Annotated in this window: 20 protein-coding genes and 2 pseudogenes; 9 read left to right on the top strand and 13 right to left on the bottom strand. The window is 70.0% G+C overall.

Annotated elements, in window-relative coordinates; translation table 11 throughout:
• Nucleotide 1: 1 nt before the first annotated feature.
• The gene (locus OG811_RS26675; RefSeq protein ID WP_406075932.1) at nucleotides 2-1,051 is read right to left on the bottom strand and encodes a zinc-binding alcohol dehydrogenase; all 1,050 of its coding nucleotides are present in this window, start codon (nucleotides 1,049-1,051) and stop codon (nucleotides 2-4) included.
• Nucleotides 1,052-1,203: 152 nt separating this feature from the next.
• On the opposite strand from OG811_RS26675, the gene OG811_RS26670 reads away from it, so the two are divergent.
• Nucleotides 1,204-2,610: a KamA family radical SAM protein gene (locus OG811_RS26670; protein ID WP_406069629.1), complete on the top strand. Its 1,407-nt coding sequence runs from the start codon at nucleotides 1,204-1,206 to the stop codon at nucleotides 2,608-2,610.
• Between the two features lie 62 nt (nucleotides 2,611-2,672).
• Here the strand turns inward: OG811_RS26670 and OG811_RS26665 are convergent, their stop codons facing one another.
• The 5 genes from OG811_RS26665 to OG811_RS26645 form a co-directional block, all read right to left on the bottom strand.
• Nucleotides 2,673-3,746, bottom strand: a complete 1,074-nt coding sequence (locus tag OG811_RS26665) for a hypothetical protein (protein WP_406069628.1) — start codon at nucleotides 3,744-3,746, stop codon at nucleotides 2,673-2,675.
• A complete protein-coding gene (locus OG811_RS26660; protein WP_406069627.1) occupies nucleotides 3,743-4,312 on the bottom strand; it encodes an RNA polymerase sigma factor in 570 nt (189 codons plus the stop codon). Before OG811_RS26660 ends, OG811_RS26665 begins: the two co-directional genes overlap by 4 nt.
• Nucleotides 4,313-4,427: 115 nt before the next feature.
• Entirely contained in the window at nucleotides 4,428-5,105 is a 678-nt protein-coding gene (locus OG811_RS26655; protein ID WP_406075931.1) for a polysaccharide deacetylase family protein, read from the bottom strand.
• Between the two features lie 289 nt (nucleotides 5,106-5,394).
• The gene (locus OG811_RS26650; protein ID WP_406069626.1) at nucleotides 5,395-5,874 is read right to left on the bottom strand and encodes a Clp protease N-terminal domain-containing protein; all 480 of its coding nucleotides are present in this window, start codon (nucleotides 5,872-5,874) and stop codon (nucleotides 5,395-5,397) included.
• The gene (locus OG811_RS26645; protein WP_406069625.1) at nucleotides 5,871-6,074 is read right to left on the bottom strand and encodes a helix-turn-helix domain-containing protein; all 204 of its coding nucleotides are present in this window, start codon (nucleotides 6,072-6,074) and stop codon (nucleotides 5,871-5,873) included. The genes OG811_RS26650 and OG811_RS26645 overlap by 4 nt, the downstream gene beginning before the upstream one ends.
• A 96-nt stretch (nucleotides 6,075-6,170) precedes the next feature.
• Between OG811_RS26645 and OG811_RS26640 the strand changes: the two are divergent.
• Nucleotides 6,171-6,638 (top strand): annotated as a pseudogene (locus OG811_RS26640) (FAD-dependent oxidoreductase); the annotation flags it as partial.
• Entirely contained in the window at nucleotides 6,620-7,669 is a 1,050-nt protein-coding gene (locus OG811_RS26635; protein ID WP_406075930.1) for an FAD-dependent monooxygenase, read from the top strand. The pseudogene OG811_RS26640 and the gene OG811_RS26635, both read left to right, overlap by 19 nt.
• On the opposite strand, the gene OG811_RS26630 is transcribed toward OG811_RS26635, so the two are convergent.
• The gene (locus OG811_RS26630) at nucleotides 7,659-7,853 is read right to left on the bottom strand and encodes a CsbD family protein (protein ID WP_110568553.1); all 195 of its coding nucleotides are present in this window, start codon (nucleotides 7,851-7,853) and stop codon (nucleotides 7,659-7,661) included. The two genes, OG811_RS26635 and OG811_RS26630, sit on opposite strands and share 11 nt — an antisense overlap.
• 174 nt (nucleotides 7,854-8,027) lie before the next feature.
• Here OG811_RS26630 and OG811_RS26625 point away from each other — a divergent pair, with 174 nt between their 5' ends.
• Complete coding sequence (locus OG811_RS26625; RefSeq protein WP_406069623.1) at nucleotides 8,028-8,639, top strand: histidine phosphatase family protein; 612 nt, start codon at nucleotides 8,028-8,030, stop codon at nucleotides 8,637-8,639.
• Here the strand turns inward: OG811_RS26625 and OG811_RS26620 are convergent.
• The 3 genes and pseudogenes from OG811_RS26620 to OG811_RS26610 all read right to left on the bottom strand — a co-directional run.
• Nucleotides 8,569-9,075, bottom strand: coding sequence for an Lrp/AsnC family transcriptional regulator (locus tag OG811_RS26620; protein WP_406069622.1), 507 nt, complete (start codon nucleotides 9,073-9,075; stop codon nucleotides 8,569-8,571). The genes OG811_RS26625 and OG811_RS26620 overlap by 71 nt on opposite strands.
• Before the next feature lie 108 nt (nucleotides 9,076-9,183).
• The gene (locus OG811_RS26615) at nucleotides 9,184-10,326 is read right to left on the bottom strand and encodes an acyl-CoA dehydrogenase family protein (RefSeq protein ID WP_406069620.1); all 1,143 of its coding nucleotides are present in this window, start codon (nucleotides 10,324-10,326) and stop codon (nucleotides 9,184-9,186) included.
• Nucleotides 10,323-10,580: pseudogene (locus tag OG811_RS26610) on the bottom strand (M24 family metallopeptidase); the annotation flags it as partial. The gene OG811_RS26615 and the pseudogene OG811_RS26610, both read right to left, overlap by 4 nt.
• Before the next feature lie 240 nt (nucleotides 10,581-10,820).
• Between OG811_RS26610 and OG811_RS26605 the strand changes: the two are divergent.
• Complete coding sequence (locus OG811_RS26605) at nucleotides 10,821-12,191, top strand: glycosyl hydrolase family 18 protein (RefSeq protein WP_406069618.1); 1,371 nt, start codon at nucleotides 10,821-10,823, stop codon at nucleotides 12,189-12,191.
• 37 nt (nucleotides 12,192-12,228) lie between these two features.
• Here OG811_RS26605 and OG811_RS26600 read toward each other — a convergent pair whose 3' ends face one another.
• Complete coding sequence (locus OG811_RS26600; protein WP_406069616.1) at nucleotides 12,229-13,116, bottom strand: winged helix-turn-helix transcriptional regulator; 888 nt, start codon at nucleotides 13,114-13,116, stop codon at nucleotides 12,229-12,231.
• 81 nt (nucleotides 13,117-13,197) lie between these two features.
• Between OG811_RS26600 and OG811_RS26595 the strand changes: the two genes are divergently transcribed.
• The 4 genes from OG811_RS26595 (at nucleotide 13,198) to OG811_RS26580 (ending at nucleotide 19,015) form a co-directional block, all read left to right on the top strand.
• Nucleotides 13,198-14,472 (top strand): MFS transporter, encoded by a 1,275-nt coding sequence (locus tag OG811_RS26595; RefSeq protein WP_406069615.1) that lies wholly within the window; start codon nucleotides 13,198-13,200, stop codon nucleotides 14,470-14,472.
• A gap of 99 nt (nucleotides 14,473-14,571) precedes the next feature.
• Nucleotides 14,572-15,498, top strand: a complete 927-nt coding sequence (locus OG811_RS26590) for a 5'-3' exonuclease H3TH domain-containing protein (RefSeq protein ID WP_406069614.1) — start codon at nucleotides 14,572-14,574, stop codon at nucleotides 15,496-15,498.
• A gap of 113 nt (nucleotides 15,499-15,611) precedes the next feature.
• Entirely contained in the window at nucleotides 15,612-15,986 is a 375-nt protein-coding gene (locus OG811_RS26585; protein WP_406069612.1) for an MmcQ/YjbR family DNA-binding protein, read from the top strand.
• A gap of 158 nt (nucleotides 15,987-16,144) precedes the next feature.
• On the top strand, nucleotides 16,145-19,015 hold the full coding sequence (locus OG811_RS26580; RefSeq protein ID WP_406069611.1) for a glycosyl hydrolase: 2,871 nt from the start codon (nucleotides 16,145-16,147) through the stop codon (nucleotides 19,013-19,015).
• A gap of 99 nt (nucleotides 19,016-19,114) precedes the next feature.
• Here OG811_RS26580 and OG811_RS26575 read toward each other — a convergent pair whose 3' ends face one another.
• Entirely contained in the window at nucleotides 19,115-20,515 is a 1,401-nt protein-coding gene (locus tag OG811_RS26575; protein WP_406069610.1) for an endo-1,4-beta-xylanase, read from the bottom strand.
• Between the two features lie 375 nt (nucleotides 20,516-20,890).
• A complete protein-coding gene (locus OG811_RS26570; RefSeq protein ID WP_406075929.1) occupies nucleotides 20,891-22,684 on the bottom strand; it encodes a family 43 glycosylhydrolase in 1,794 nt (597 codons plus the stop codon).
• Nucleotides 22,685-23,063 lie beyond the last annotated feature (379 nt).

Raw genomic sequence — 23,063 nt, 5'->3', positions numbered from 1 at the left:
CTCAGTCTGCCGCGACTCGCGCCGCGAACAGCTGACGCACCCCAGGCTCGGCGCGTAGCAGCCCCAACGCCAACTCCGCGTGCCCCGGCACGTACCCGTTGCCCACCAGCATCGTCACGTCCGCGGCCAGCCCCTCCGCGCCCAACGCCGCCGCGGAGAAGCTCGTCGCCATCGAGAAGAAGATCACTGTGCCGCCGTCCGCGGTCGCCAACACCGCCCCGTGCTCACACCCCGGCACGTCCACGCAGACCACCGTGACGTCCGCCGGAACACCCAGGGCGGTGGTCACCGCCGTGGACAGCCCCACCGGGTCCCGGGCGTCGGCCAACGCCACCACCGACGCCAGGCCGGCGGCCGTCAGCGCGTCACGCTCCGCCGCCACCGGCACCACCCCGACGGTACGCGCGGCACCCGCCCGCCGCGCCGCAGCCAACGACAGTGACCCACTCTTACCGGCCCCGCCGATGACCGCGACCCGCACCGGCGTCGGATCACCGGCCCGGCGACGATCCTCGACGTAGCGCGACACCACCCGCGCGGTCAACGCGGGCGCCCCGCACACGTCCAGCACCGCCAGGGACAACTGGGGGTCCTCGTCGTCGGGCAGCACCGCGGCGATGGAACGGGCGAACAGGATCGCCCACCCGTCACAGGGCACCTGCTCGCTGCGCCCGTCCCAGCGGGCCAACCCGTCGGTCACCACCAGCGGGGTCAGCGTCAACGACACCAGGGTGGCGACCCGCTCGCCGGGCCTGAGCCCGAGCGGGGAACGCCGGCCAGCCTCCTCGACCGTGCCGATCAGCATCCCGCCGGACCCGGTCACCGGGTTCTGCATCTTCCCTCGGGTCGCGATGATCTCCAGCACCTCCGCGCGGACCGCGTCGCCGTCCCCGCCGTGCTTCTCCGACAACTGCCGGAAGCTCGCCGCGTCCAGGTTCAGCCGCTGCACCCGGATCCGCACCTCGTTCGGCCCGATCGCCGCCGACGCGTCCAGGCGCCAAGCCGCCTGCGGCAGCACCCCCGCCGGTTGCACGACGCGGTGCAGTCCCACCGGTGACGTCACGCCGACCTCCCCTGTCCAGCCGCTCGAAGCCCCGGTCAAGGCTCGCGTAACGGGAAAACTTACGGCAGACTAGTTTCTGTACCGAATATTTTCCAGTAGCCTTCGGGCCCGTTGAACATCCGCTACACCGAGGAGGGGCCGTGACCCAGACCCAACCGGTTGAGACCATCCCTCAGCCCCGTCACGCCCCGGTCGCCGTACCGACCGCCGGGCAGCCCTACGAATACCACCGCCGCCCCCTGGTCGAACCCGACTGGACCCGCTTCCCCGGCTGGCGTCACATCACCCGCGACCAGTGGGAATCCGCCCAGTGGCAGCGCGTCAACTGCGTCAAGAACATCAAGCAGCTCCGCACCGTCTTCGGCGACCTCATCGACGACAGCTTCTACACCGACCTCGAGGCCGACCAGCAGGCCCTCGCCACCATGTCAATGCTGGTGCCACCCCAAATGATCAACACGATGGTGCCGTTCGCGCCCCTCACCACCGAGGCGCTGCTCGCCGACCCCATCCGCCGCTACATGATCCCGGTCGCCTCCGACCGGCGCACCGACTGGCCGTCACACCCCTACGCCAGCCGCGACAGCCTCCACGAGCACGACATGTGGGTCGCCGAAGGGCTCACCCACCGCTACCCCACCAAGGTCCTCGCCGAGCTGCTCTCCACCTGCCCCCAGTACTGCGGGCACTGCACCCGCATGGACCTCGTCGGCAACTCCACCCCCGCCGTGGACAAGCTCAAACTCACCCTCAAGCCCGTCGACCGCTACGACGCCCACATCGGCTACCTCAAAGCCCACCCCGGCGTACGCGACGTCGTCGTCTCCGGCGGCGACGTGGCCAACGTCCCCTGGCGCAACCTCGAGTCGTACCTCATGCGCCTGCTGGAACTGGACACGGTCCGCGACATCCGGCTCGCCACCAAGGCCCTCATGGGCCTGCCCCAGCACTGGCTGCAGCCCGACGTCGTCGAAGGCCTCGAACGCGTCGCCCGCACCGCCGCCCGCCGTGGCGTCAACCTCGCCATCCACACCCACGTCAACCACGCCCAGTCGCTCACCCCACTGGTCGCCAAGGCCGCCCAGACCGCCCTCGACGTCGGCGTCCGCGACGTCCGCAACCAGGGCGTGCTCATGCGCGGCGTCAACGCCACCACCCCCGAACTGCTCGACCTCTGCTTCGCGCTCCAGGGCGAAGCCGGGATCCTGCCGTACTACTTCTACATGTGCGACATGATCCCCAACGCCGAACACTGGCGGGTGCCGGTCTGGCACGCCCAGCAACTCCAGCACGACATCATGGGCTACCTACCCGGCTACGCCACCCCCCGCATCGTCTGCGACGTCCCGTTCGTCGGCAAGCGCTGGGTGCACATGCTCACCGACTACGACCGCGAGCGCGGCATCTCCTACTGGACCAAGAACTACCGCACCTCCATCGAGTCCGCCGACCTGGAGGCGCTCAACAAGCGCTACGCCTACTACGACCCGATCGACACCCTGCCCGAGGGCGGCCAGCAGTGGTGGGCAGACCACCGCGACGACTGACCCACCGAAGACGGCACCCCCGGAAGCTGGCCTCCGGGGGCCGTCCGTTCTGCCCGACGCGCTCAGGCACAGCCCAGCGCCTCGCGGTACCCGGCCGGCACAGCCCCGGCGACGACCCTGTCGGCGTTCTCCCAGAACACCTCCGGCCAGTCACCACGGTCGTTCATCTGGTGCAGCACCCGCCACCCGTGGCTGCTCCGCAGCGCGTCGCCGGCCCGCCGCACCGCGGCGTCGTCCCCGCTCGCCTTCGCCCGCTGCCACTGCGCGATCCACGCGCAGCCCACCCGAGACGTCACAGCGACGCCGAACTGGTAGGGATCGTTGACGCCAACGTCAGCCAGGGCCGCCACGTCGAAGGCCGGCGGGAGCGGCACGTCCGCGAGCACCTCGGCCGCCCGCGCCCGCACCCGCTCGGGAGTGACAATCTCCGCCGGAAGCGCGCCCAACCACGTACGCGCATCCGTCCGGACGACGTTCGCGAGGACCCGATCGAACTCCTTCCGGGACCAGTCACCCCCGGTACGCATCTCGACGAAGACACCGTCGCGGGGACGGAGCATCACCGCGAAGTCACCAGCGGAGTACTCGAACAGGTGCCCCGGCCAGCCGTCGACCTGCACGGCCTTCGGCGGACTGACGTTGAGACGGTCGGCGTAACGGTCGGCGTAATTACCAGCCGGATACCAGTTCATCTCCAGCTCGCGATCGCCTCGGCGAAACACGATGGTGCCCTGCTCCTGGGTGAACCCATACACGGTGGCCGCCTTCCAACCGGGCCGGTTGATCAGCAGCCGCGGATTCTTCTCCGCGGCCCGCATCGCCACCGGCGAGTAGACGACCGGAGCACCGGCGGTGGGCGCGGGATCCGCCTCACCGACCTCCTCGGGCTCACGCAGCAGAACGGACCCGGACAGGACGCTGGCGAGGACCGCGACCGCCGCCGCCACGCTGGCGAAGCGACGCACTCTCCGCCCCGCCCGCGGTTGCCGTTGCGGTGGTTCCACGAACCGATCGAGCGTCGAATCGGACATGATCTCCTCCAGGAGGGTCTGCTTCACCCCACTGAGGTGCCCGATGACGTCCAGTCGAGCGGGATCAGCTTCCCGAACCAGCCGGTCAAGGTGTTCCTCGGTCATCTCTCCTCCTTCCGGGTGGCTGCGGTCAGCACGTCGAGTACATGTCCAGGCGGGCCGAGGTCGTCACCGACCAGTTCGCGCAGCCTGGCTCGCGCGCGCGACAGTCGAGTCCGGACCGCGGCGGGACTGACCCGAAGGACCGCGGCCACCTCGCGCGGCCGCAAGCCCTCCCACACGGTGAGCATCAGCACCTCCCGGTCCAGCTCGCCCAGACCCGCCAGCACCGCCCGAACAGCGAGCCGTTCGGGCACCTCACTGCCCGGATCGGCGGCGACCGTGGCGACGATCTGCTCACGTAGCCGCTCACCCAACCGCTGCCGGCGAACGCCACCCCGGTGATGGTTGGCCAGCACACGCCGGGCCACCCCGTACAGCCAGAGGCGAGCTTCACCGTCGGCCGGAATGTCATGCCTGCGGCGCCACGCGACCAGGAAGGTCTCCGCAACGACGTCGGCCGCGTCCTCGGGATGCGCGACGCGCCGCAGCGCGTACGCCAACAACGGCTCGAAGTCCTCAAGGTAGACGCGCCGGAAGCGGTCCTCGTAGTACTCAATGCCGGAGCTCACGTTCACTCCATGTCCGAGGGGACCTCAACCGTGACAGGTCGCGCGAGCCCGTTCCCGGTACCTCGGTCTGCCCGCCCGCGTGACGCGGACATTGCGGTCTGCGCGCGACGGGCCGTCAGGCGGTCAACACCTCGGACAACGGCGCCGGCACCAGCCCTCGCTCGCGCAGCCCGGCCAGGATGTGCGGCAGCGCCTCGTCGGTCATCGCGGCGTTCGCCTCGGTCACATGCATGATCACGATCGACCCGGGGCGTACGTTGTCCAGCACTGCCCGCACGAGCGGCTTCCAGGAGGTGGCGAACGGGTCGCCGCTGACCACATCCCCGTCGACGACCGTCAGCCCGAGCGGAGCAAGCGCGTCCAGCGCCGCCGCGTCGTGGCAGAGCCCCGGAAAACGGAAGTACCGAGTCTGCCGCCCCCCGTACGGTGTGATCACCTGGAAGGTCTTCGCCACGTCGTCGGTCATGCCCTTCGCGGGCACCCGGGGCAGGTCGTAGCAGTTCGCGGTGAACGCCAGATGCCCGTACGTGTGGTTGGCCAGCTCGAAGCGCGGGTTGTCGGCGATCCGCCGGGTGAGATCCGGATACTGCTCCACCCACTTGCCGGTCAGAAAGAAGGTGGCCGGGACCTGCTCCCGCTCCAGCAGATCGAGGATGCGCAGGTTGGCGTACGACTTCACCCGACCGGCACGCAGGTTGCCCAGCATTCCGTCGGTCATGTCCGCGTCGAAGGTCAACGCAACCCGGTTACCGGTCCGCGGCCCATGATCGACTACTGGGGGCCGGCTTCCCACCCGCGTCGCGCCCGGGACAGTGGGAACCGTCTGCTGTGGAGTGGCGCTGACCGCCGGCACGGCCGGAGAGTCGGACGGGCCGACGAAGACCGGCCCGTCCGGCGATACCGCCCGGGAGGCCGCGCACGCGGTGCTGCCGAGAACGGCCGCCACAATCAGCACGAGACACAACGGGCGAAGCCGAGGCCGGATTATCACGGCGCTGATTGTCGCAGACGCGTGCGACGCGTCCCGTAGGCAGCCCGAACACCGAGGCCACAGCCGCTTCCGTGATCACCGGAACGCCCGCCTAGACCGGCAGCTGCCGCAGCCGGACACGCACCGCCTCCCGATCGACGTTCAACTTGCTCAACACCTCAGCCGCCGGATCCGGATGCGGCGCATCCACAATCGCCATCATCAGATGCGCCGGGGTGATCCGCCGACCCCCACCAGAACGCGTTGCCCCCACCGCACGCCGCAACACCGACCGCGCACCCGAGGTGAGCGGGGTGCGTTTGGACGACAGCGGCACCGGCGCCCGCTCCACCCCTCGCACGTCCACTCCCACCACCGCCAGCGCCTCCCGGTCCAGGTCGGCGAGCGTGGCCCGCACCCGACCCAGCTCAACACCGAACTCCCCCAGCGGCGCCAACTCACGCGCGTGCAGCACCCCCAGCAACAGGTGCTCGGTGCCCAGCCGACGGTCACCCCGCTGCCGGGCCTCCTCCAGCGCCGCCCGGACCGCGGCCCGCGCCTCTCCGGCGAACTGCTCGAACACCGCGCTCACCTCCCGTGCTTCACGTGCACCGACTGCCGGGACACGCCCAGCGCATCACCGATCTGCTCCCAGGACCAACCCGCCTCGCGGGCTCGGGCAACCGCCGCGGCCTCGACCTGCTCGGCCAGCCGGTGCAGCGCACCCACCGCCCGCAGCCCGACCCTCGGGTCCTGCGACCGCAGCCGGTCGGCCAGTTCTGCGCTCTCCACGGCGTCAGTCTGGCTTGACAGTGGTGAGTTTGTCAAGCCAGACTGACGAGAGTTGCCGTCAGTCCAGACTGACAGAACCTGCCGAGAGGACACACCATGACCAGCGACGTCATCATCATCGGCGCCGGACCCGCCGGCCTACTCCTGGCCGCCGAACTGCAACTCGCCGGCGTGTCCACCACCGTCCTCGACCAGAACGCCCGACCGGACACCACACCCCGCGCCAACGGCCTCGTCGGCCGGATCGTCCAGGCTCTGCACCTGCGCGGCCTCTACCAACCACTCTCCGGGCAACCAGACGCTCCCCAACCCACACCCAGATACCAGTTCGGCGGCCTTCCCCTCGACCTGAACACGCTGCCCGACAACCCGCTCTACACCCTGCCCGTACCCCAGCACCGCATCGAACAGGTCCTGCACGACCACGCAAGCGCCCTCGACGCCGACATCCGCCGCGAACACCAACTGACCGCCCTCAGCCAGACCCCCGACCAGGTGACCCTGCACGTACGCACCCCCGACGGCGAACGCGAACTCACCACTCGCTGGCTGATCGGCGCCGACGGCGCCCACAGCACCGTCCGCCGGCAAGCAGGCATCACCTTCCCGGGCCACACCGACCACCGCTTGGTCTCCCACATCGGCCACGCCCACCTGCCCGCCGACCGCCTCAACCCCGAGGGCACACTCACCCTTCCCGCCGGCGGCCACACTCGACCCTTCACCCACCACCGACTCCCCGGCGGAATCTTCACCTTTGCCCGACTGCCCGGCGCAGCCACCGGCGCCTACCTGATCGCCACGATGGAATGGACCGGCCCACACCACGGCACCGACACACCACCCTCACCGGCGTCAACCTCCGCCAGGCCGACACGTACCGCAGCGGACGGATCCTGCTCCTCGGCGACGCCGCCCACGTCTACCCGGCAGTCGGCGGCCCCGGCCTCAACCTGGGCCTCAACGACGCCCTCAACCTCGGCTGGAAGCTCGCCGCCCAGGTGCACGGCACCGCAGCACCCAACCTGCTCGACACCTACCAGACCGAACGAGTACCCGTCGCCCGGCGCGTCGCCCTGCAAACCCGCGCCCAACTCGCCCTACTCGCCCCCGGCGACGACGTCACCGCGCTCCGGGGCCTCTTCACCGACCTGCTCGACAGCGACCACACCCGCCACGAGGTGGCCGCACTGCTCGCCGGCGCAGACCGCCCGTACGACATGGGCGGCACCGACCCGCATCCGCTCACCGGATCCTGGTTGCCTGACCTGCTACCCCGACTCACCGAGGGCGCCGACGCCGTCCGCGACGCACTCCGAAGCGCCCGGGGCGCTCTGATCGATCTCACCACCGACGGCGTATCCCTGCCGCCCGCGTGGCGCGACCGGCTGGACGTGATCCCGGCTCGCGGCGGAATCACCGCGGACGCCGTGCTCGTCCGCCCCGACGGCTACCTGGCCTGGGCCGGCACCGGGACGGACGACGTCACCGAGGCGCTGCGACGGTGGTTCGGCCCCGAATCAGCCGCCGCACACGACGGGTCCCCGGGCGACGGTGCGCCCGGGGACCCGTGGACCGCTCAGGTCACTTCGTGAAGGAGTCCTTCACGTTGCGGCCAGCGTCCTTGACGTTCTGACCGGCCTGCTTGGCGCGCGCGTCGCTCTGCTGGCTGGCGCCCTCGCCACGCATCCGCTCGTTGTCGGTCATGTCGCCGACGCGCTCCCTCGCGGCGCCGGCCATCTGCTCAACCTTGTTTCGTGCCTTCTCGGTGAAGCTCATTGCGCCTCCTCGGTCTGGCGGTTGTCCTTCCTCGCTTGCCCGGTCCCTGGGTGCCGAAACCGGTGGTGCCGGTCGGCACACCCGGTAAGGCGTCCTAGGAAGATAGGTTGCGGGGATGACTGCGGTGTCCGTGCCCACCGCATGCCGACCTGGCCTCGATGGTTAACTGACGGCATGGGAGAGCTCCTGCTGATCCGGCACGGCGAGACCACCTGGAGCGCCACCCGACGGCACACCTCGTACACCGATCTGGAGCTGACCCCCGACGGCGAGCGACAGGCCCGCACCCTCGCCGCGTTCCTTGCCGGGCGGCGCTTCACGACCGTCCTGGCCAGCCCCCGCACCCGGGCGCTGCGCACCGCGCAGCTGGCCGGCCTCACCGTGGACGCCGTCGATGAGGACCTCAGCGAGTGGAACTACGGCGAGTACGAGGGCCGCACCACCGTCGACATCCACGACGACCAGCCGCACTGGAACATCTGGACCGACGGCTGCCCCGGCGGCGAGTCACCCGCCCAGGTGGGCGAACGGCTCGACCGCGTGCTGGCCCGCGTCACCCCGCTGCTCGACCGGGGCACCGTCGCGCTGGTCGGCCACGCGCACAGCCTGCGGGTGCTCGGCGCCCGCTGGATCGGCCTACCCCCGTCCGCCGGCGGCCTGCTGCGGCTGGACACCGCCACGGTCAGCGCGCTCGGTCACGAGCACGAGCGGCAGGTCATCCTGCGGTGGAACCAGCCGGCTCCTCCGGCACCCGGGACCGCGACCGAATCGGTTGCGCGGCACTGATCTTCGGCGGCCGGTTCTCGTACGGGGTGGACAGCACCACGGTGGTCCGGGTCGTGACGTTCGCCGAGGTGCGGATCTCCTGCAGCACCCGCTCCAGGTCGGTCGGGCTGGCCACCCGCACCAACAACATGTAGAAGTCCTCCCCCGCCACCGAGTAGCAGGAGTCGATCTCGGGCAGGTGGGCCAGCCGCTCCGGCGCGTCGTCCGGCTGCGACGGGTCGAACGGGCGGATCGCCACGAACGCGGTCAGCGGCAGGTCCAACGCCTCGAACGAAACCCGGGCGGCGTACCCCTTGATGACCTCGCGCTGCTCCAGCCGGCGCACCCGCTGGTGCACCGCGGACACCGACAACCCCACCTTCTCGGCCAGGTCGGTGTACGACAGGCGGCCGTCAGCGGTCAGCGCGGCGACGATAGCGCGGTCGATCTCCTCCACGGCGTGCAACCTACCGGGAAAACCGCCTGACGGCGATGAAGCGCCCGCCGCACCGCGCGGACGGCGGCTGCGGTAGACCCACCGCAGCCGCACCACCACGCACCGTTATCAGCCCTTCGCCAGCGCTCGGGAGATCACCATCCGCTGGATCTGGTTGGTGCCCTCCACGATCTGCAACACCTTGGCCTCGCGCATGTACCGCTCCACCGGGTGGTCGGCCACGTAACCGGCGCCGCCGAGCACCTGCACCGCGTCGGTGGTCACCCGCATCGCCATGTCGGTGGCGAAGAGCTTCGCCTTGGCCGCCTCGATCGCGTACGGGCGGCCGGCGTCGCGCAGCCGGGCCGCCGCGAGAGTCAACGCGCGGGCGGCGGAGATCTGGGTGGCCGCGTCAGCGAGGATGAAGCCGAGCCCCTGGAAGTCGATGATGGACCGACCGAACTGCTGCCGTTCCCGGGCATAGGAGACCGCGTAGTCGAGGGCCGCCTGGGCCAACCCGACCGCGCAGGCCGCGATGCCCAACCGGCCGGAGTCCAGCGCGGACATCGCGATGGTGAAGCCCATCCCCTCGCCGCCGATCAGGCGGTCCGCCGGCACCCGGGCCTCGTCGAACGCGATCTGCGCCACCGGGGAGGCGCGCAGCCCCATCGTCCGCTCGGCCGCCTGCGGGGTGATGCCCGCCGTGCCCGAGTCGGCGAGCAGGCAGGAGATCCCCTTCGGCCCGGGGCCCCCGGTGCGGCAGAACACGTTGTAGAAGTCGGCAGTCCGGGCGTGGGTGATCCACGCCTTGGTGCCGGAGACCAGGTACGCGTCGCCGTCCCGAACCGCCCGGGTGCTCAGCGCCGCCGCGTCGGAGCCGCCCTGCGGCTCGGAGAGGCAGTATGCGCCCAGCAACTCGCCGCCGAGCATGTCCGGCAGCAGCTTGCGCTGCGCGTCGCTGCCGAACCCGGCCACCGGGTAGCAGGACAGCGTGTGCACGCTGACCGCCTCGGCAACCGCGAGCCAGCGGCTGGCCAGGATCTCCAGCACCTGCAGGTACACCTCGTACGGCTGGGCCGCACCGCCGTACTCCTCGGGGTAGGGCAGGCCGAGCAGGCCGGCCCGGCCGAGGGTACGCAGCACCTCGCGGGGGAACTCGGCGCGCTCCTCGAAGGCGGCGGCCTTCGGCGCGAGCTCGCGGTCGGCGAGCTCGGTGGCGAGACCCAGCAGGTCGTGGGCCTCGTCGGTGGGGAGGATCCGGTCGACAGTCATAGTGCGATGAGCTCCGTGGGGGTGGTGTTGAGCCGTTGCACGCCGTCCGTTGTGCAGACGACGATGTCCTCGATGCGGGCGCCGTGCCGGCCCGCCAGGTAGATGCCGGGTTCGATGGAGAACGCCTCCAGCGGCCGGTCGTTGCCGGCCACCAGGTAGGGCTCCTCGTGACCGTCGAGACCGATGCCGTGGCCGGTGCGGTGCAGGAACGCGGGGCCGTAGCCGGCGGCGGCGATCGGCTCCCGGGCCGCGGCGATCAGCCGATCCGGCGGATACAGCTCCTCGATTCCCACACCACCCAGCTTAACGGTCGTTTGGGCAAACCCCATATCGACGCCGGCGGCCCGGAAATCCATCGTTGTTGATTGACGCGGACAGTTAACCTTCTTTAAGATTTGGCTGCCTCGAGGCCCACCCGTCCCTGCGTCCCCACCTCCCGCCCGTGGACAACCTGCGCGGGCGGGTGTCGTCCCTTGCCCACGGGAAGGCCCCCGATGTCCTCACCACTGCGCCGCGCCCTCGCCGCCGGCCTGCTCGCGCTGGCCACAGCCGGCGCCACCCTCACCGTCACCCCCACCGCCGCGCAGGCCGTGGTGCTGCCGAACAACTTCAAGAGCGTCGGCTACCTGCCCTCCTGGGCGGGCGACGTCACCAGCATCCAGTACAACAAGCTCACCCACATCAACTACGCCTTCGTGCTGCCCAACAACGACGGCAGCCTGCGCGCGGTGGAGAACCCGGGCAAGCTTTCCTCGCTGGTCTCCCTCGCGCACGTCAACAACGTCAGGGTGTCGATCGCCGTCGGCGGCTGGAACGACGGCAACGACTCGGCCTTCGAGGCCCTCGCGGGCAACTCCGGCAGCCGGACCACCTTCGTCAACAACCTGGTCAACTTCGTCAACCAGTACAACCTGGACGGCGTCGACATGGACTGGGAATACCCGGACCCGGGCACCTCGGCCAACAACTACACCCAGCTCATGACGCAGCTCAGCAGTGCGATGCACAGTCGCGGCAAGCTGCTCACCGCTGCCGTGGTGTCCGAGGGCGGCAGCGTCCAGGGCGTTCAGACGGCCGTGTTCAGCCAGGTCGACTGGCTCAACATCATGGCGTACGACGGCGGCAGCCCGCACGCCAACTACGACTGGTCGATCAACAGCATCAACCTGTGGAAGAACCGCGGCCTGCCGGCCAGCAAGGCCGTGCTCGGCATCCCGTTCTACAGCCGCCCCGGTTACTACACCTACACGGCGCTGGTCGCCCTGGACCCCGCCAACGCCAACCGGGACTGCACCACCGCCGGCGGCGCCCAGCAGTGCTACAACGGCATCCCGACGGTCAAGCGCAAGACCCAGTGGGCACTCGCCAACGCCGGCGGCGTGATGAACTGGGAGCTGTCCCAGGACAGGAACGACTCGACCTCGCTGGTCAGCGCCATGTACGACACCATCATGGGCGGCACCACCCCGCCGCCGACCGGCCGTACCGGCCGGATCACCGGAATCGCCGGCAAGTGCGTCGACGTGGCCTCGGCGAGCACCGCCAACGGCACCGCCATCCAGCTCTGGGGCTGCAACGGCACCACCGCCCAGACCTGGACCGTGGCCAGCGACAGCACGCTGCGCGCCCTCGGCAAGTGCGCCGACGTCGCCAGCGGCTCCACCGCCAACGGCGCGAAGGTCCAGCTCTGGGACTGCAACGGCAGCGGCGCGCAGGTCTGGCAGGCGCAGTCCAACGGCACCCTGCGCAACCCGCAGTCGAACAAGTGCCTGGACGCCAGCGACAACAGTTCCGCCGACGGCACCCGACTGCAGATCTGGGACTGCTTCGCCGGCGCCAACCAGCGCTGGACGCTCCCGGCCTGACGATGCGGCCCGCAAGGTCCCCGGTCGACGCCCAGCGTCAGCCGGGGATCCTTGCGTGCTCGCGGGCCAGGGTGAGCATCTCCTGCACCGAGCCGGCTGGATCAGTGACCGGGAACTGCACAGCCCGCACCACTGCCGTCGGGTCGACCAGCAGCGTCAGCCGCTTGAACCGGGTCACCCCGCCGGTGCGGAAGACGGGCAGCAGCAGCCCCGCGGCCAGCCGGCCGTCCTGCTCGGACAGCAGCGGAAACGGCAACTCGGCGTACGCGGCGAAGTCGGCGAGCTGGTCGGGCCGCTGGGTGCTGATCCCGTACACCCGTACCCCGGCGGCCTGGAAGTCGGGATGACGCTTGGCGTAGGTGGTCGACTCCAGGGTGCAGCCCCGGGCACCGGGGATCTCCGCCCAGCCCGGCGGATAGCCGTGGGTTCCCGGCGCGTACGCCCCGGGGAAGAAGTAGAGGACGGTCCACGCGTCCGTCGCGGCCAACGCGATCGGCTGACCATCGGGGCCGGGCAGGACGACCTCGGGCAACCGCCGCCCGATCAGGTCGTGCGCCCGGCGCGCCTCGGCCGAGCCGCCGGCGGCCGTCGCGGTCACCTCACCGTCACCCATCAGGTGCCTCGTCCCCCAGTCCTGTAGTGCGATCAACACCGGCAACAGCCCCTCGCCCTTCCCGGTCAGCACGTAGTCGTACCGCGGTGGGTGTCGGGAGTACGGCCGGCGCTCCAGCACGCCGTGCTCGACCAGAGCGGCGAGGCGTTCGGTCAGCGCCCGCCGGCTGACACCCAGCTCACGCTGCAGCGCGTCGAAACGGGTCGTCCCACCGGCGACGTCGCGCACGATGAGGAACGTCCACCAGTCCCCCAGTACGCCGAGCGCCTGCGCGATGCCGCAGTCCGCATCGGCAAGATCCTCTCGCCGCACCTGCTTCCTCCGTCCGTTCCCGCTCGACTATAGTCCGTTCCAAATTGGAACGCACCAGCTCGACGAACGGGGGCCGGCGACATGCGCGTCGACGAACGGGCCGGAGTGTTCTGGCGCTGGTGGACCGCCGGCACGACCAGCATGATCGGGTCGGCGGTCGGCGCGGTGGCCCTGCCGCTGACCGCGCTCACCGTCCTCGACGCCTCCGCGTTCCAGATGGGCGTGGTCGCCGCAGCCAGCTACGTCGCCTGGATCGTGATCGGGCTGCCCGCCGGCGTCATCGTGCAACGCCTGCCGCTGCGCGGCACCCAGGTGGGTGCCGACCTGGCCCGCGCGGTCGCCGTCGCGTCCATCCCACTGGCCTGGTGGTGGGGCCACCTCACCGTCGCCCACCTGGTGGTCACCGCGCTCGTGGTCAGCTTCGCCAACGTGCTCTTCGACGTGGCCAACTCGACTTTCCTGCCCAGCATCGTCGAACGGGAGCAGTTGCAGTCGCGCAACAGCCTCACCTCGGCCACCCATGCCGCGACCCTGCTCAGTGGCCCGTCCCTCGGTGGGCTCGCCGTGCAAGCGCTCGGCGCGGTGCCCACCCTTCTCGTCGACTCGGTCAGCTATCTCGTCTCGGCAGCGCTGCTGCGCACCCTGCCCGCCAGCCGCTTCGACATACCGGACCGCTGGCCTCCGGTCGGTGAAATGATCCGCGAGGGCTGGCGCTTCGTCGCGTACCACCCGGTGCTGGGGCCGAGCATGTGGGCCGCCACGGCGATGAACTTCGTCTGCGGCGCACAGTTCGCGCTCTTCCCGCTCTACCTGGTCCGCGAGCTGCACGCCCCGGCCGGCCTGGTCGGGGTCCTGCTCGCCGTCGAGGGCGTCGGCGCGCTGGTCGGGGCGGCGCTCACCACACGGATCACCACACGGATCGGCACCGCCCGCGCGCTGATCGCCGCCGGATTCACCACGGTCGCCGGTGCGTTCCTGATCCCCGGGGGCACCGGTTGGCTGGCGTACGCCGCCTTCGCCACCGGCAGCATCGTCTTCTCCCTCGGGACGGTGGTGCTCAGCGTGACGACCCGGACCTATCGGCAGATCGCCAGCCCACCCGCCCTGTTGTCCCGGGTGATGGCCACCGTGCGGTTCGTGTCCTGGGGCGCGATCCCGGTCGGTGGGCTGGTCGCCGGCGCGCTGGCCGGCCCGCTCGGCGCCCGCGCCACCCTGTTCGTCTTCGCGGCGACCCTGGTGTGCGCGCCGCTGGTGCTGCTGCTCTCCCCCGTCCGGCGCCTGCGCGACCTCACCGACCACGACGGGGACGACGACCCCCGTCCCGCCGCGCCCACCGTCACCGCGGGCAGCCGGTGACCGCGCTTCGCAGGATGGTTTCCTCATCGCGCGGCGCTGACACCACCGACGGCCCGGGCGTACCCCTGTTCGTCGGAGGGCTGTGCCAGGCTGTCCGGCGTGGCACACCGATCCCCGATCCTGCTGATCGACGCACCCAGCCTCTACTTCCGGGCCTACTTCGGCATTCCGGAGTCCGCCGCCCGAGCCGAGGACGGCACCCCGGTCAACGCGGTGCGCGGTTTCCTCGACATGCTCGCCACCCTGATCCGCGGGCGCGGCGCCGACCGGATGGTCTGCGCGATGGACTACGACTGGCGGCCGGCGTGGCGGGTCGACCTGCTGCCGTCGTACAAGGCGCACCGGGTGGCCCCCCAGGGTGGCGAGGTCGTTCCGGACACGCTCTCCCCGCAGGTGCCGAAGATCCTGGAGGTGCTGGCCGCGATCGGCATCACCGTTGTCGGCGCGACCGGCTACGAAGCCGACGACGTGCTCGGCACGCTCTCGGTAACCCAGCCGGGCCCGGTGGAGGTGGTCTCCGGCGACCGGGACCTGTTCCAGCTCATCGACGACACCCGGCCGGTCCGGCTGCTGTATGTCGGGCGCGGCGTGGCCAAGCTCGACGACTGCGACGACGCCGCGGTCCGGGCCCGCTACGGCGTGCCGGCCGACCGGTACGCCGACTTCGCCGCGCTGCGCGGCGACCCCAGCGACGGGCTGCCCGGGGTGGCGGGCGTCGGCGAGAAGACCGCCGCCCGGCTCATCGAGCGGTACGGCAGCATCGCCGGAATCCTGGCCGCACTCGACGACTCCGACTCGTCCTTCGCGCCGGGCCTGCGCACCAAGCTGGCCGCAGCACGCGACTACCTGGGCGTCGCGCCGACGGTGGTCCGGGTCGCCCTGGACGTGCCGCTGCCGGAGCTGCCCACCGCGCTGCCGACCGCCCCGGTCGACCCGGACCGGCTGCTGGAGCTTGCCCAGCAGTGGAACCTGGCCGGCTCCGCCCGCCGCCTGGTCGACGCCCTCGCCGCCCGCACCGACGCCTGACCGCCGGCCTCGGCGGCGCTCGACTGCCGCTGGCGCGTCTGTCACAGTGAACTGCACCCGCCTCACCGCGTAATCTCGGCACATGCGGATGGTGCGCGGTGCGAGGTGCCCCGGTGGCTGACGCGGATGACGTACGCCGGGTGGCGCTGGCCCTGCCGCACACGGCGGAGATCGCCAGTGACGGCTTCGACTTCCGGGTGGCGGACAAGGGCTTCGTCTGGTCCTATCCCGAGCGCAGACCGGGAAAGCCGCGGGTGATCCGACTCGACATCGCGGTGCTGTTCGTCGGCGACGAGGCCGAGAAGCAGGCTCTCCTGCTCGGCGAGCCGGACGTCTTCTTCACCACACCCGGCTACGACGGCCTACCTCTGGTGCTGTTGCGCCTGGCGACGGTCGACCTCGAACGCCTCAGCGAGCTCGTGACCGACGCGTGGCGGATGCGCGCGCCGGACGCGCTGCTGAGCGACGTCGAGGGCGCTGGCAAATAGCGACATCAGCACGCAACGGGTTGGACACATTGACGGGGATCTCAGTGCTCCACTACCGTGGCTGTGAGAGCGCTCTCTCACACGACCTTCCCCCCAATTCAGGCGCAACGCGTCGGACCCGGCACGGGCCGCACCCCGGCGCGCGCGATGGAGGCACCATGAAACCTCCCGTCCCCCACCGTCGATGGGCCCTGGCCGCCGCCACCGCTCTGGCCCTGGTCGTCGGCGGCCTCGCGATCCCCGTCACCCGCGCAGCCGAAGCCGCGCCTGTCGGCGCCGGCAGCTACACCACCACCCCGGTCGGCCCGCTCCCCAGCGGCTGCGGCGCGATGTCCAGCAACCCCCGGCAGTTCGCCACCGCCAACGCGCCCGCCGGACCGATACCCACCAACGACTGGTGGTCCTCGCTGCTGTGGAAGCGCACCGACTGCGCCTTCAGCGAGCCCCTGCACGCCCACCCGATCTCGTACGACACCTTCACCGATGGCCTGGGCTTCTCCGCCAACTCCACGCCCGCCATCAGCGGCACCGCGACCGGCGTCGGCGAGTTCCACTACCCGTACGTCCAGGACATCCGGGTCGGCGTGGCCGGGCTCGGCGCACCCCTGGTCAAGGTCGACGGTTGGACGGACTGGACGGTCAGCCCGCACTGGAGTGACGGCACGCGGACCATGCGCGCCACCATCGGCCACGGCCTGCCCTTCGCGTACTTCCAGACCACCGGCGGCGACGCGGTGATCAGCACCGCCGGGACCCCCGACGTCTGGTCCCAGAGCGGCGCCACCATCGGCTTCCGGGTCAACGGCCACGACTACGTCGGGTACGCGCCCACCGGCGCCAGCTGGACCGTCGCGGCGGGCCGGATCTCGTCCACTCTGGCCGGTCGGGGCTACTTCTCCGTCGCCCTCCTGCCACCGACGTCGAGCGCGGCGGAGCGCGCCGACCTGGCCGCCACCTACGGCCGGTACGCGCACGCCCACGTGACCGGCACCCAGGTGTCGTACGCCTACAACCCGGCGACCAGCGGCCTGACCACCACGTACGCGTTCACCACGACCGCCCGGGAGGGGACGGCCACGCAGACCGTGGTCAGCCTCTACCCGCACCAGTGGAAGTCGCTGAGCGGGTCCACCGCGATCACTCCGACCTACCCGTCGGCGCGCGGCCGGATGAAGGTGCTCACCGGCGTCAGCCAGTTCCGCACCGCCATGAAGTTCCAGGGCGTCCTGCCGGAGCTGCCGGCCGTCGGCGACGGCAGCGGAAGCGACCTGGCGACGCTCACCAGCCAGCTGGCAGCCGCTCGCGCGAACCCGATGGACCAGCGCGGCAACGACACCTACTGGACCGGCAAAGGGCTCGGCCGGGCCGCCCGAATCGCCGAGATCGCCGACCTGGTCAACGACACCGCGACGCGGGACAGCGCGCTGAACGCGATCCGCAGCACGCTCACCGACTGGTTCACCGCGACCAGTGGCAAGACCAGCAGGGTCTTCTACTACAACAACGACTGGGGCACCCTGATCGGCTACCCGGCGTCGTACGGCTCCGACCAGGAGCTCAACGACCACCACTTCCACTACGGCTACTTCGTCGCCGCCGCCGCGACGCTGGCCAAGTTCGACCCGGCCTGGGCCGCCACCAGCCGCTACGGCGGCATGGTGGACCTGCTGATCCGCGACGCCAACAACTACCGCCGCGACGACACCCGCTTCCCGTACCTGCGTGACTTCGACATCTATGCCGGCCACGACTGGGCGTCCGGGCACGGCTCGTTCGGCTCCGGCAACAATCAGGAGTCCTCGTCGGAGGGGATGAACTTCGCCAACGCCCTGATCCAGTGGGGGCAGGCGACCGGCGACACCGCCGTCCGTGACGCGGGCGTCTTCCTGTACACCACCCAGGCCGCGGCCATCCAGGAATACTGGTTCGACGTCAGTGACCAGAACTTCCCCGCCGCGTTCGGGCACTCGACGGTCGGCATGGTCTGGGGCGACGGCGGCGCGTACGCCACCTGGTTCAGCGGCGAGCCGGAGATGATCCAGGGCATCAACCTGCTGCCGGTCACCGGCGGACACCTCTACCTGGGCAACAACCCGGCGTACGTGCGGACGAACTACGCCGAACTCGTCCGCAACAACGGCGGGCAACCGACGGTGTGGCAGGACATCCTCTGGCAGTTCCAGGCCCTCGGCGACGCTGACGCGGCGCTGGCGAACCTCCGCGCGAACCCCGGCTACACCCCGGAGGAGGGGGAGAGCCGGGCGCACACCTTCCACTGGATCCGCAACCTCGCCGCCCTGGGCACCGTCGACACGACGGTGACCGGCAACCACCCGCTGTCGGCGGTCTTCTCGCGCAACGGGGCCCGCACCTACGTGGCATCGAACCCGACCGCCTCGCCGATCACGGTGACGTTCTCCAACGGCACCACCCTCACCGTGGGAGCCGGCAAGACGGCCACCACCGGGGCGTACACCTGGAGCGGCGGCAACGCGGCCGGCGGCGTACCCCCGGGGCCGACGCCCACGGACCCCCCACCGACGACCACCCCGCCGCCGACCCCGGGCAATCCGACGCGGTACCTGCTGCCCGGGGGTGGGTTGGGCGCCGCCGGCAGCGCGGCCACGACGACGGTCGTGGCGGCCAACGGAAACCACGACGGTACGCCCACCAACGCGCAGGTCTTCACGGCGACCGGCCTCAACCTCGCCTATTCCGGCGGGCAGACCGCGTTCGACCTGTTCGTGGACGCCGCAACGGCGGTCGGCAACGGCGTGCAGGTGCGGATCTCCTACGACCTCACCGGCAACGGCAGTTGGGAACGGGTGGAGACCTCGCGCTACTTCGCCACCGACCCGGTCCCCGGCTACGAGCACTACACCCAGAACACCGGCCTGTTCTCGGCGACCGGCACGTTGGGCGCGCTGAGCAACGGCACGGTCCGGGTGGAGATCTGGTCGGCGATCGGCAACAACCCCAGCACCGTGGGCATCGGCAACCAGTCGGTGCTGCGGCTTCCGTACTCCTGATCGACCCGCACGCCGCGACACCAGGTTGGCCGGTGCGGAGGACCAACAGCGGTCCTCCGCACCGGCCGACGCCGGGCGGGTCAGTCACTCATTCCGTGGTCAGGAGGCAGTGCAGGTGGGCGTCATGCCGGACCCGCTGCCATTGCCCTGGAAGCCGAACTCGGTGACCTGGCCCGCGCCGAGCCGACCGTTGTAGTCCACGTTGGTGAACCGCACCGTGCCCGTGGAGCCACTGGCCGTAGCACTCCAGGTGTTGGTGACACTCGCACCCCCAGGGAGCGTGACGCTGACATTCCACCCGTTCGTACCGGCGGAACCAGAGGTCACCCGAACGGTGGCGACGAAACCACCGGTCCACGAGTTCAGTGACACCGACGCCGAGCAACCACCCGGACCCGGCGGAGGCGTCGTGGGCGGAGGCGTCGTGGGCGGAGGCGTCGTCGGCGGCGGGGTCGTCGGCGGCGGGGTCGTCGGCGGCGGGGTCGTCGGGATGCCTACGCCGGCGTTGAGGGCGTTCAGGACGTTGGTGTACGCCGCCTTCTTGTTGCCGCTGCAGTCGAAGAGCAGGGCGTTGTCGGAGCCGCGCCAGGAGTCACAGTCCCGCACGCCCCACACCGTGATGCCGGTGCAACGCGAGACAGCCATGCAGGCGCGGGTGACCGAGCCGAAGATGTTGGCCTGGTTGCCACCGGTCATCACGTCCAGCTCGGTGATCTGCACGTCGACGCCAAGGTCAGCGAAACGCTGCAGATTCGCCTGATAGTCGCCCGCCAGCGAAGTGCCCAGGTGCGACTGGAAACCCACACAGTCAATCGGCACGCCACGAGACTTGAAGTCCCGCACCATGTTGTAGATACCGGTCGACTTCGCGTTGACCCCGTCGGTGTTGTAGTCGTTGTAACACAACTTCGCACCCGGATCGGCCGCCCGCGCCGCACGGAACGCCGCCTCGATCCAGTCGTTACCGGTGCGCTGCAGATTCGAGTCACGCCGCCCACCACCACCGCCGTCAGCGAACGCCTCGTTCACCACATCCCAGGCATAGATCTGCCCCCGAAAATGGGTCGCCACCTGGGTGACATGGTTGATCGCCGCATTACGCAACGCACTACCGGACATACCCTGCGCCCAACCCGGCTGCTGCGCATGCCACAACAGAGCATGACCACGCACACTCATACCATTGGCCCGAGCATGACTCACCAGACGATCACCGCCGGTGTAACTGAAACGGCCCTGCTGCGGCTCAGTCGCGTCCCACTTCATCTCGTTCTCGGGCACGACGCTGTTGAACTCACGGTTCAGGACAGTCACATACGTGTTGTCGGAGAGTTTGCCCGTCGCCACGGCGGCGCCGAAGTAGCGGCCCTTCTCGGCCGCCGACGCTCTCAGGGTCGTTCCGGCACTGGCCGAGGTGGTCAGCGCCATCGTCATGCCGGCGGCGAGGGCGCCAGTGACTGCGATGGTCACCGCCGCTCGCAGGGCTCTCTTGTGATTCATCCGAATTCCTTCTCTGTGGTGGTTCGGGGATGGAGGTACAGCGCCCGAATCTGCTTCCGCGACGTCGGTGACATCAGTCCAGCCACGGAGTCGTCCCACACCGGCGAGACCATGACGAGCGAGAGCCCGGTCGCCGTCACGGCAGCAGTGCACGAGAGGCCTGACACGACGTCCGGCATGCCCTGGGCGGACGTCGTGCTCCGAGGTGCGACCAGCAGGATCGCCCGGTGAACCACAGGTGCGTCGCCCTCAACCATCGACTGTGAGCGATAACATGGCGTTCGTCAAGTCGTCACGATCCGCGTCGCGAGCGAGTCGCTGTGGTCGTGCGGTCGGGGTGCCGGAGCCGCGCAAGCACGACTCCGGCACCTCAGATCACTGGAACGAGGCGTCGTCGACGAGGAGACTGTCGGTGCCCGCTGCCGTCTCGACGTAGAAGGTGGCGCTGGACAGCGTGCCGCTCCATGACGCCGTCGCCGTGCCGGTGAGCAGGGTCCAACCGTTGGCGTTCACCCCCGCCGCCGGGGTCAGCTGCACGTAGTTCGTCGTGCCGTTGGCGGTCAGCGCCAGGGTCGCCTTCGCGGACGGTGTGCCGCTCTGCGACCGTACCCAGACGTTCGTGGTGTAGCTCTTGCCGTTGGTGAGCTTCGAGGTCACGTCCTGGCTGGGGCCGTTCCACGCGGAGGCCCGGCCGGTGATCGACAGTGAGCCGGCGCCGCCGTGCACGACGGCGGTGTTCGACGACAGCGTCCCGCTGCCGTTCACACCCCAGCCTGTCGTGCCACTCTCCACGTTGCCGTTGGTGAGCAGGTTTCCGGTGCCGCCGGTGCCGCCGCCGAACTGCCACCAGTTCATGTTGAACAGGTTGCCGGTGCCGCCGGCGAAACGGAGGAACAGGTCACGCGTCCCGGTCGCCCCGTTCACCGCGCAGGTGGCGGTGGCCCAGGTCTGCCAGCCGCCGGTGCCCGGCACGGTGCAGGTGCCCATCAGTGGGCCGTTGCTGTTGTCGAGACGTACCTCGATGCGGCCGCCGCTGGTCGCCGAGGCTACCCGGGCGGTGAACGAGGTCGCACCAGCGCCGAACGCGACGCCCTTGACCTTGACGTAGTCGCCGTTCTCGATCCAGCCGACGTTCATACCGCCCTCGCTGGACGGTTCGGTCTCGATACCCGAACCCCACGCGATCGTCTCGGCCTCCTGCCGCACGTACGGGTCCAACGTGCCCACCTGCGGCGCACCCGTGGTGCTCATGGTGATCGTCGGGAACGTGCCATTGGAGTTGTAGGTGAACTTCTCCACCGCGACCGACCGGGTGTAGCCACCACCACCGGGCAACGCCCCGTTGTGATAGAAGAAATACGAACCGCCGTTGAAGTCCACGACACCCGCGTGATTGGTGAAACTACTGCCCTGCCGGGGCATGATCGTCCCCCGATACGTCCAGGGCCCGGTCGGACCCGGAGCAGTCGAGTACGCGATGAATTCCGAGCAGCACTCCGCCGCGAACACGTTGTAATACAAGCCGTTGCGCTTGAACACCCACGGCCCCTCCTCATACAGGGTGGGCCGACTCGCATTCCCGCTACGGGTGCCGAAACCCGCCGTGGTCAGCGGAATCCTGGTTGCGCTACCCGAGAACGAAATCATGTCCGCGTTCAACTTCACGTACCACAGACCCGGGTTGCCCCAGTACAGGTATGCCTGACCATCATCGTCAACGAACACGGTCGGGTCGATCTCATTGTTGCCCACCAGGGGCCGACCGATCGCGTCCCGGAACGGCCCGGTCGGGCTGTCCGCCACCCCCACTCCGATCACCATCTGCCCATTCGAGCGCTGGCGTACCGGCACGTACCAGTAGAACTTTCCGTTGCGGGCGATGACCTGACCAGCCCACGCGTTGGCGTCCGCCCAGGCGAAAGTCGCCAGATTCATCGGCGAGCCATGGTCGGTCCAGTTCACCATGTCGGCGGATGACCACACCCGCCACTCCCGCATGGTGAAGTACGTGGAGCCGTCCTCGTCATGTCCGGTGTAGAGGTACACCCGGCCGTTGTGCACCAACGGCGCCGGGTCCGCGGTGTAGATGTGCTGAACGATGGGGTTGTCGGCCTTGGCCGTGCCGGGGACCAGTGCGAGGACGCAGAGCAGGCTCGCCAGCCAGGCGATGGCGCGTCTGGCTCTGCGGTTGGTCCGATTTGTGGTGCCTCTTGTCACCTTCACAATTACTCCCAGAGAGGGGGCCGTGCACGATGTCGGGCTCGGTGTTATCGCTAACAGAAGGTCAACGGCGCCCCCTTACTCACTTGACCTGGGCTTTTGTCTGCGCGAGATGAGCGGCGTAACCCCACCGCAGCAGCGATGCAGCAGTGCTGACATCGAAGGGTTACGATGCACGGTACTGAGGGTCGATGTGGGCGTCAACGGAACGACAGCCGCTCACCCGGAGTCACCGCCCGCCACTCACCGCTGCGGCGCACCGGGTCATCAGCCCCACTGACGTCCATTTCGGACGTAGCCGGCAAGGCGACGACGCGGGGGTTGCGGG

Origin of the sequence: Micromonospora sp. NBC_01638 (assembly GCF_045209745.1) — a bacterium.
In the GTDB taxonomy this organism is placed as follows: Bacteria; Actinomycetota; Actinomycetes; order Mycobacteriales; family Micromonosporaceae; genus Micromonospora.
This window is presented reverse-complemented; position numbering and strand designations above follow the sequence as displayed.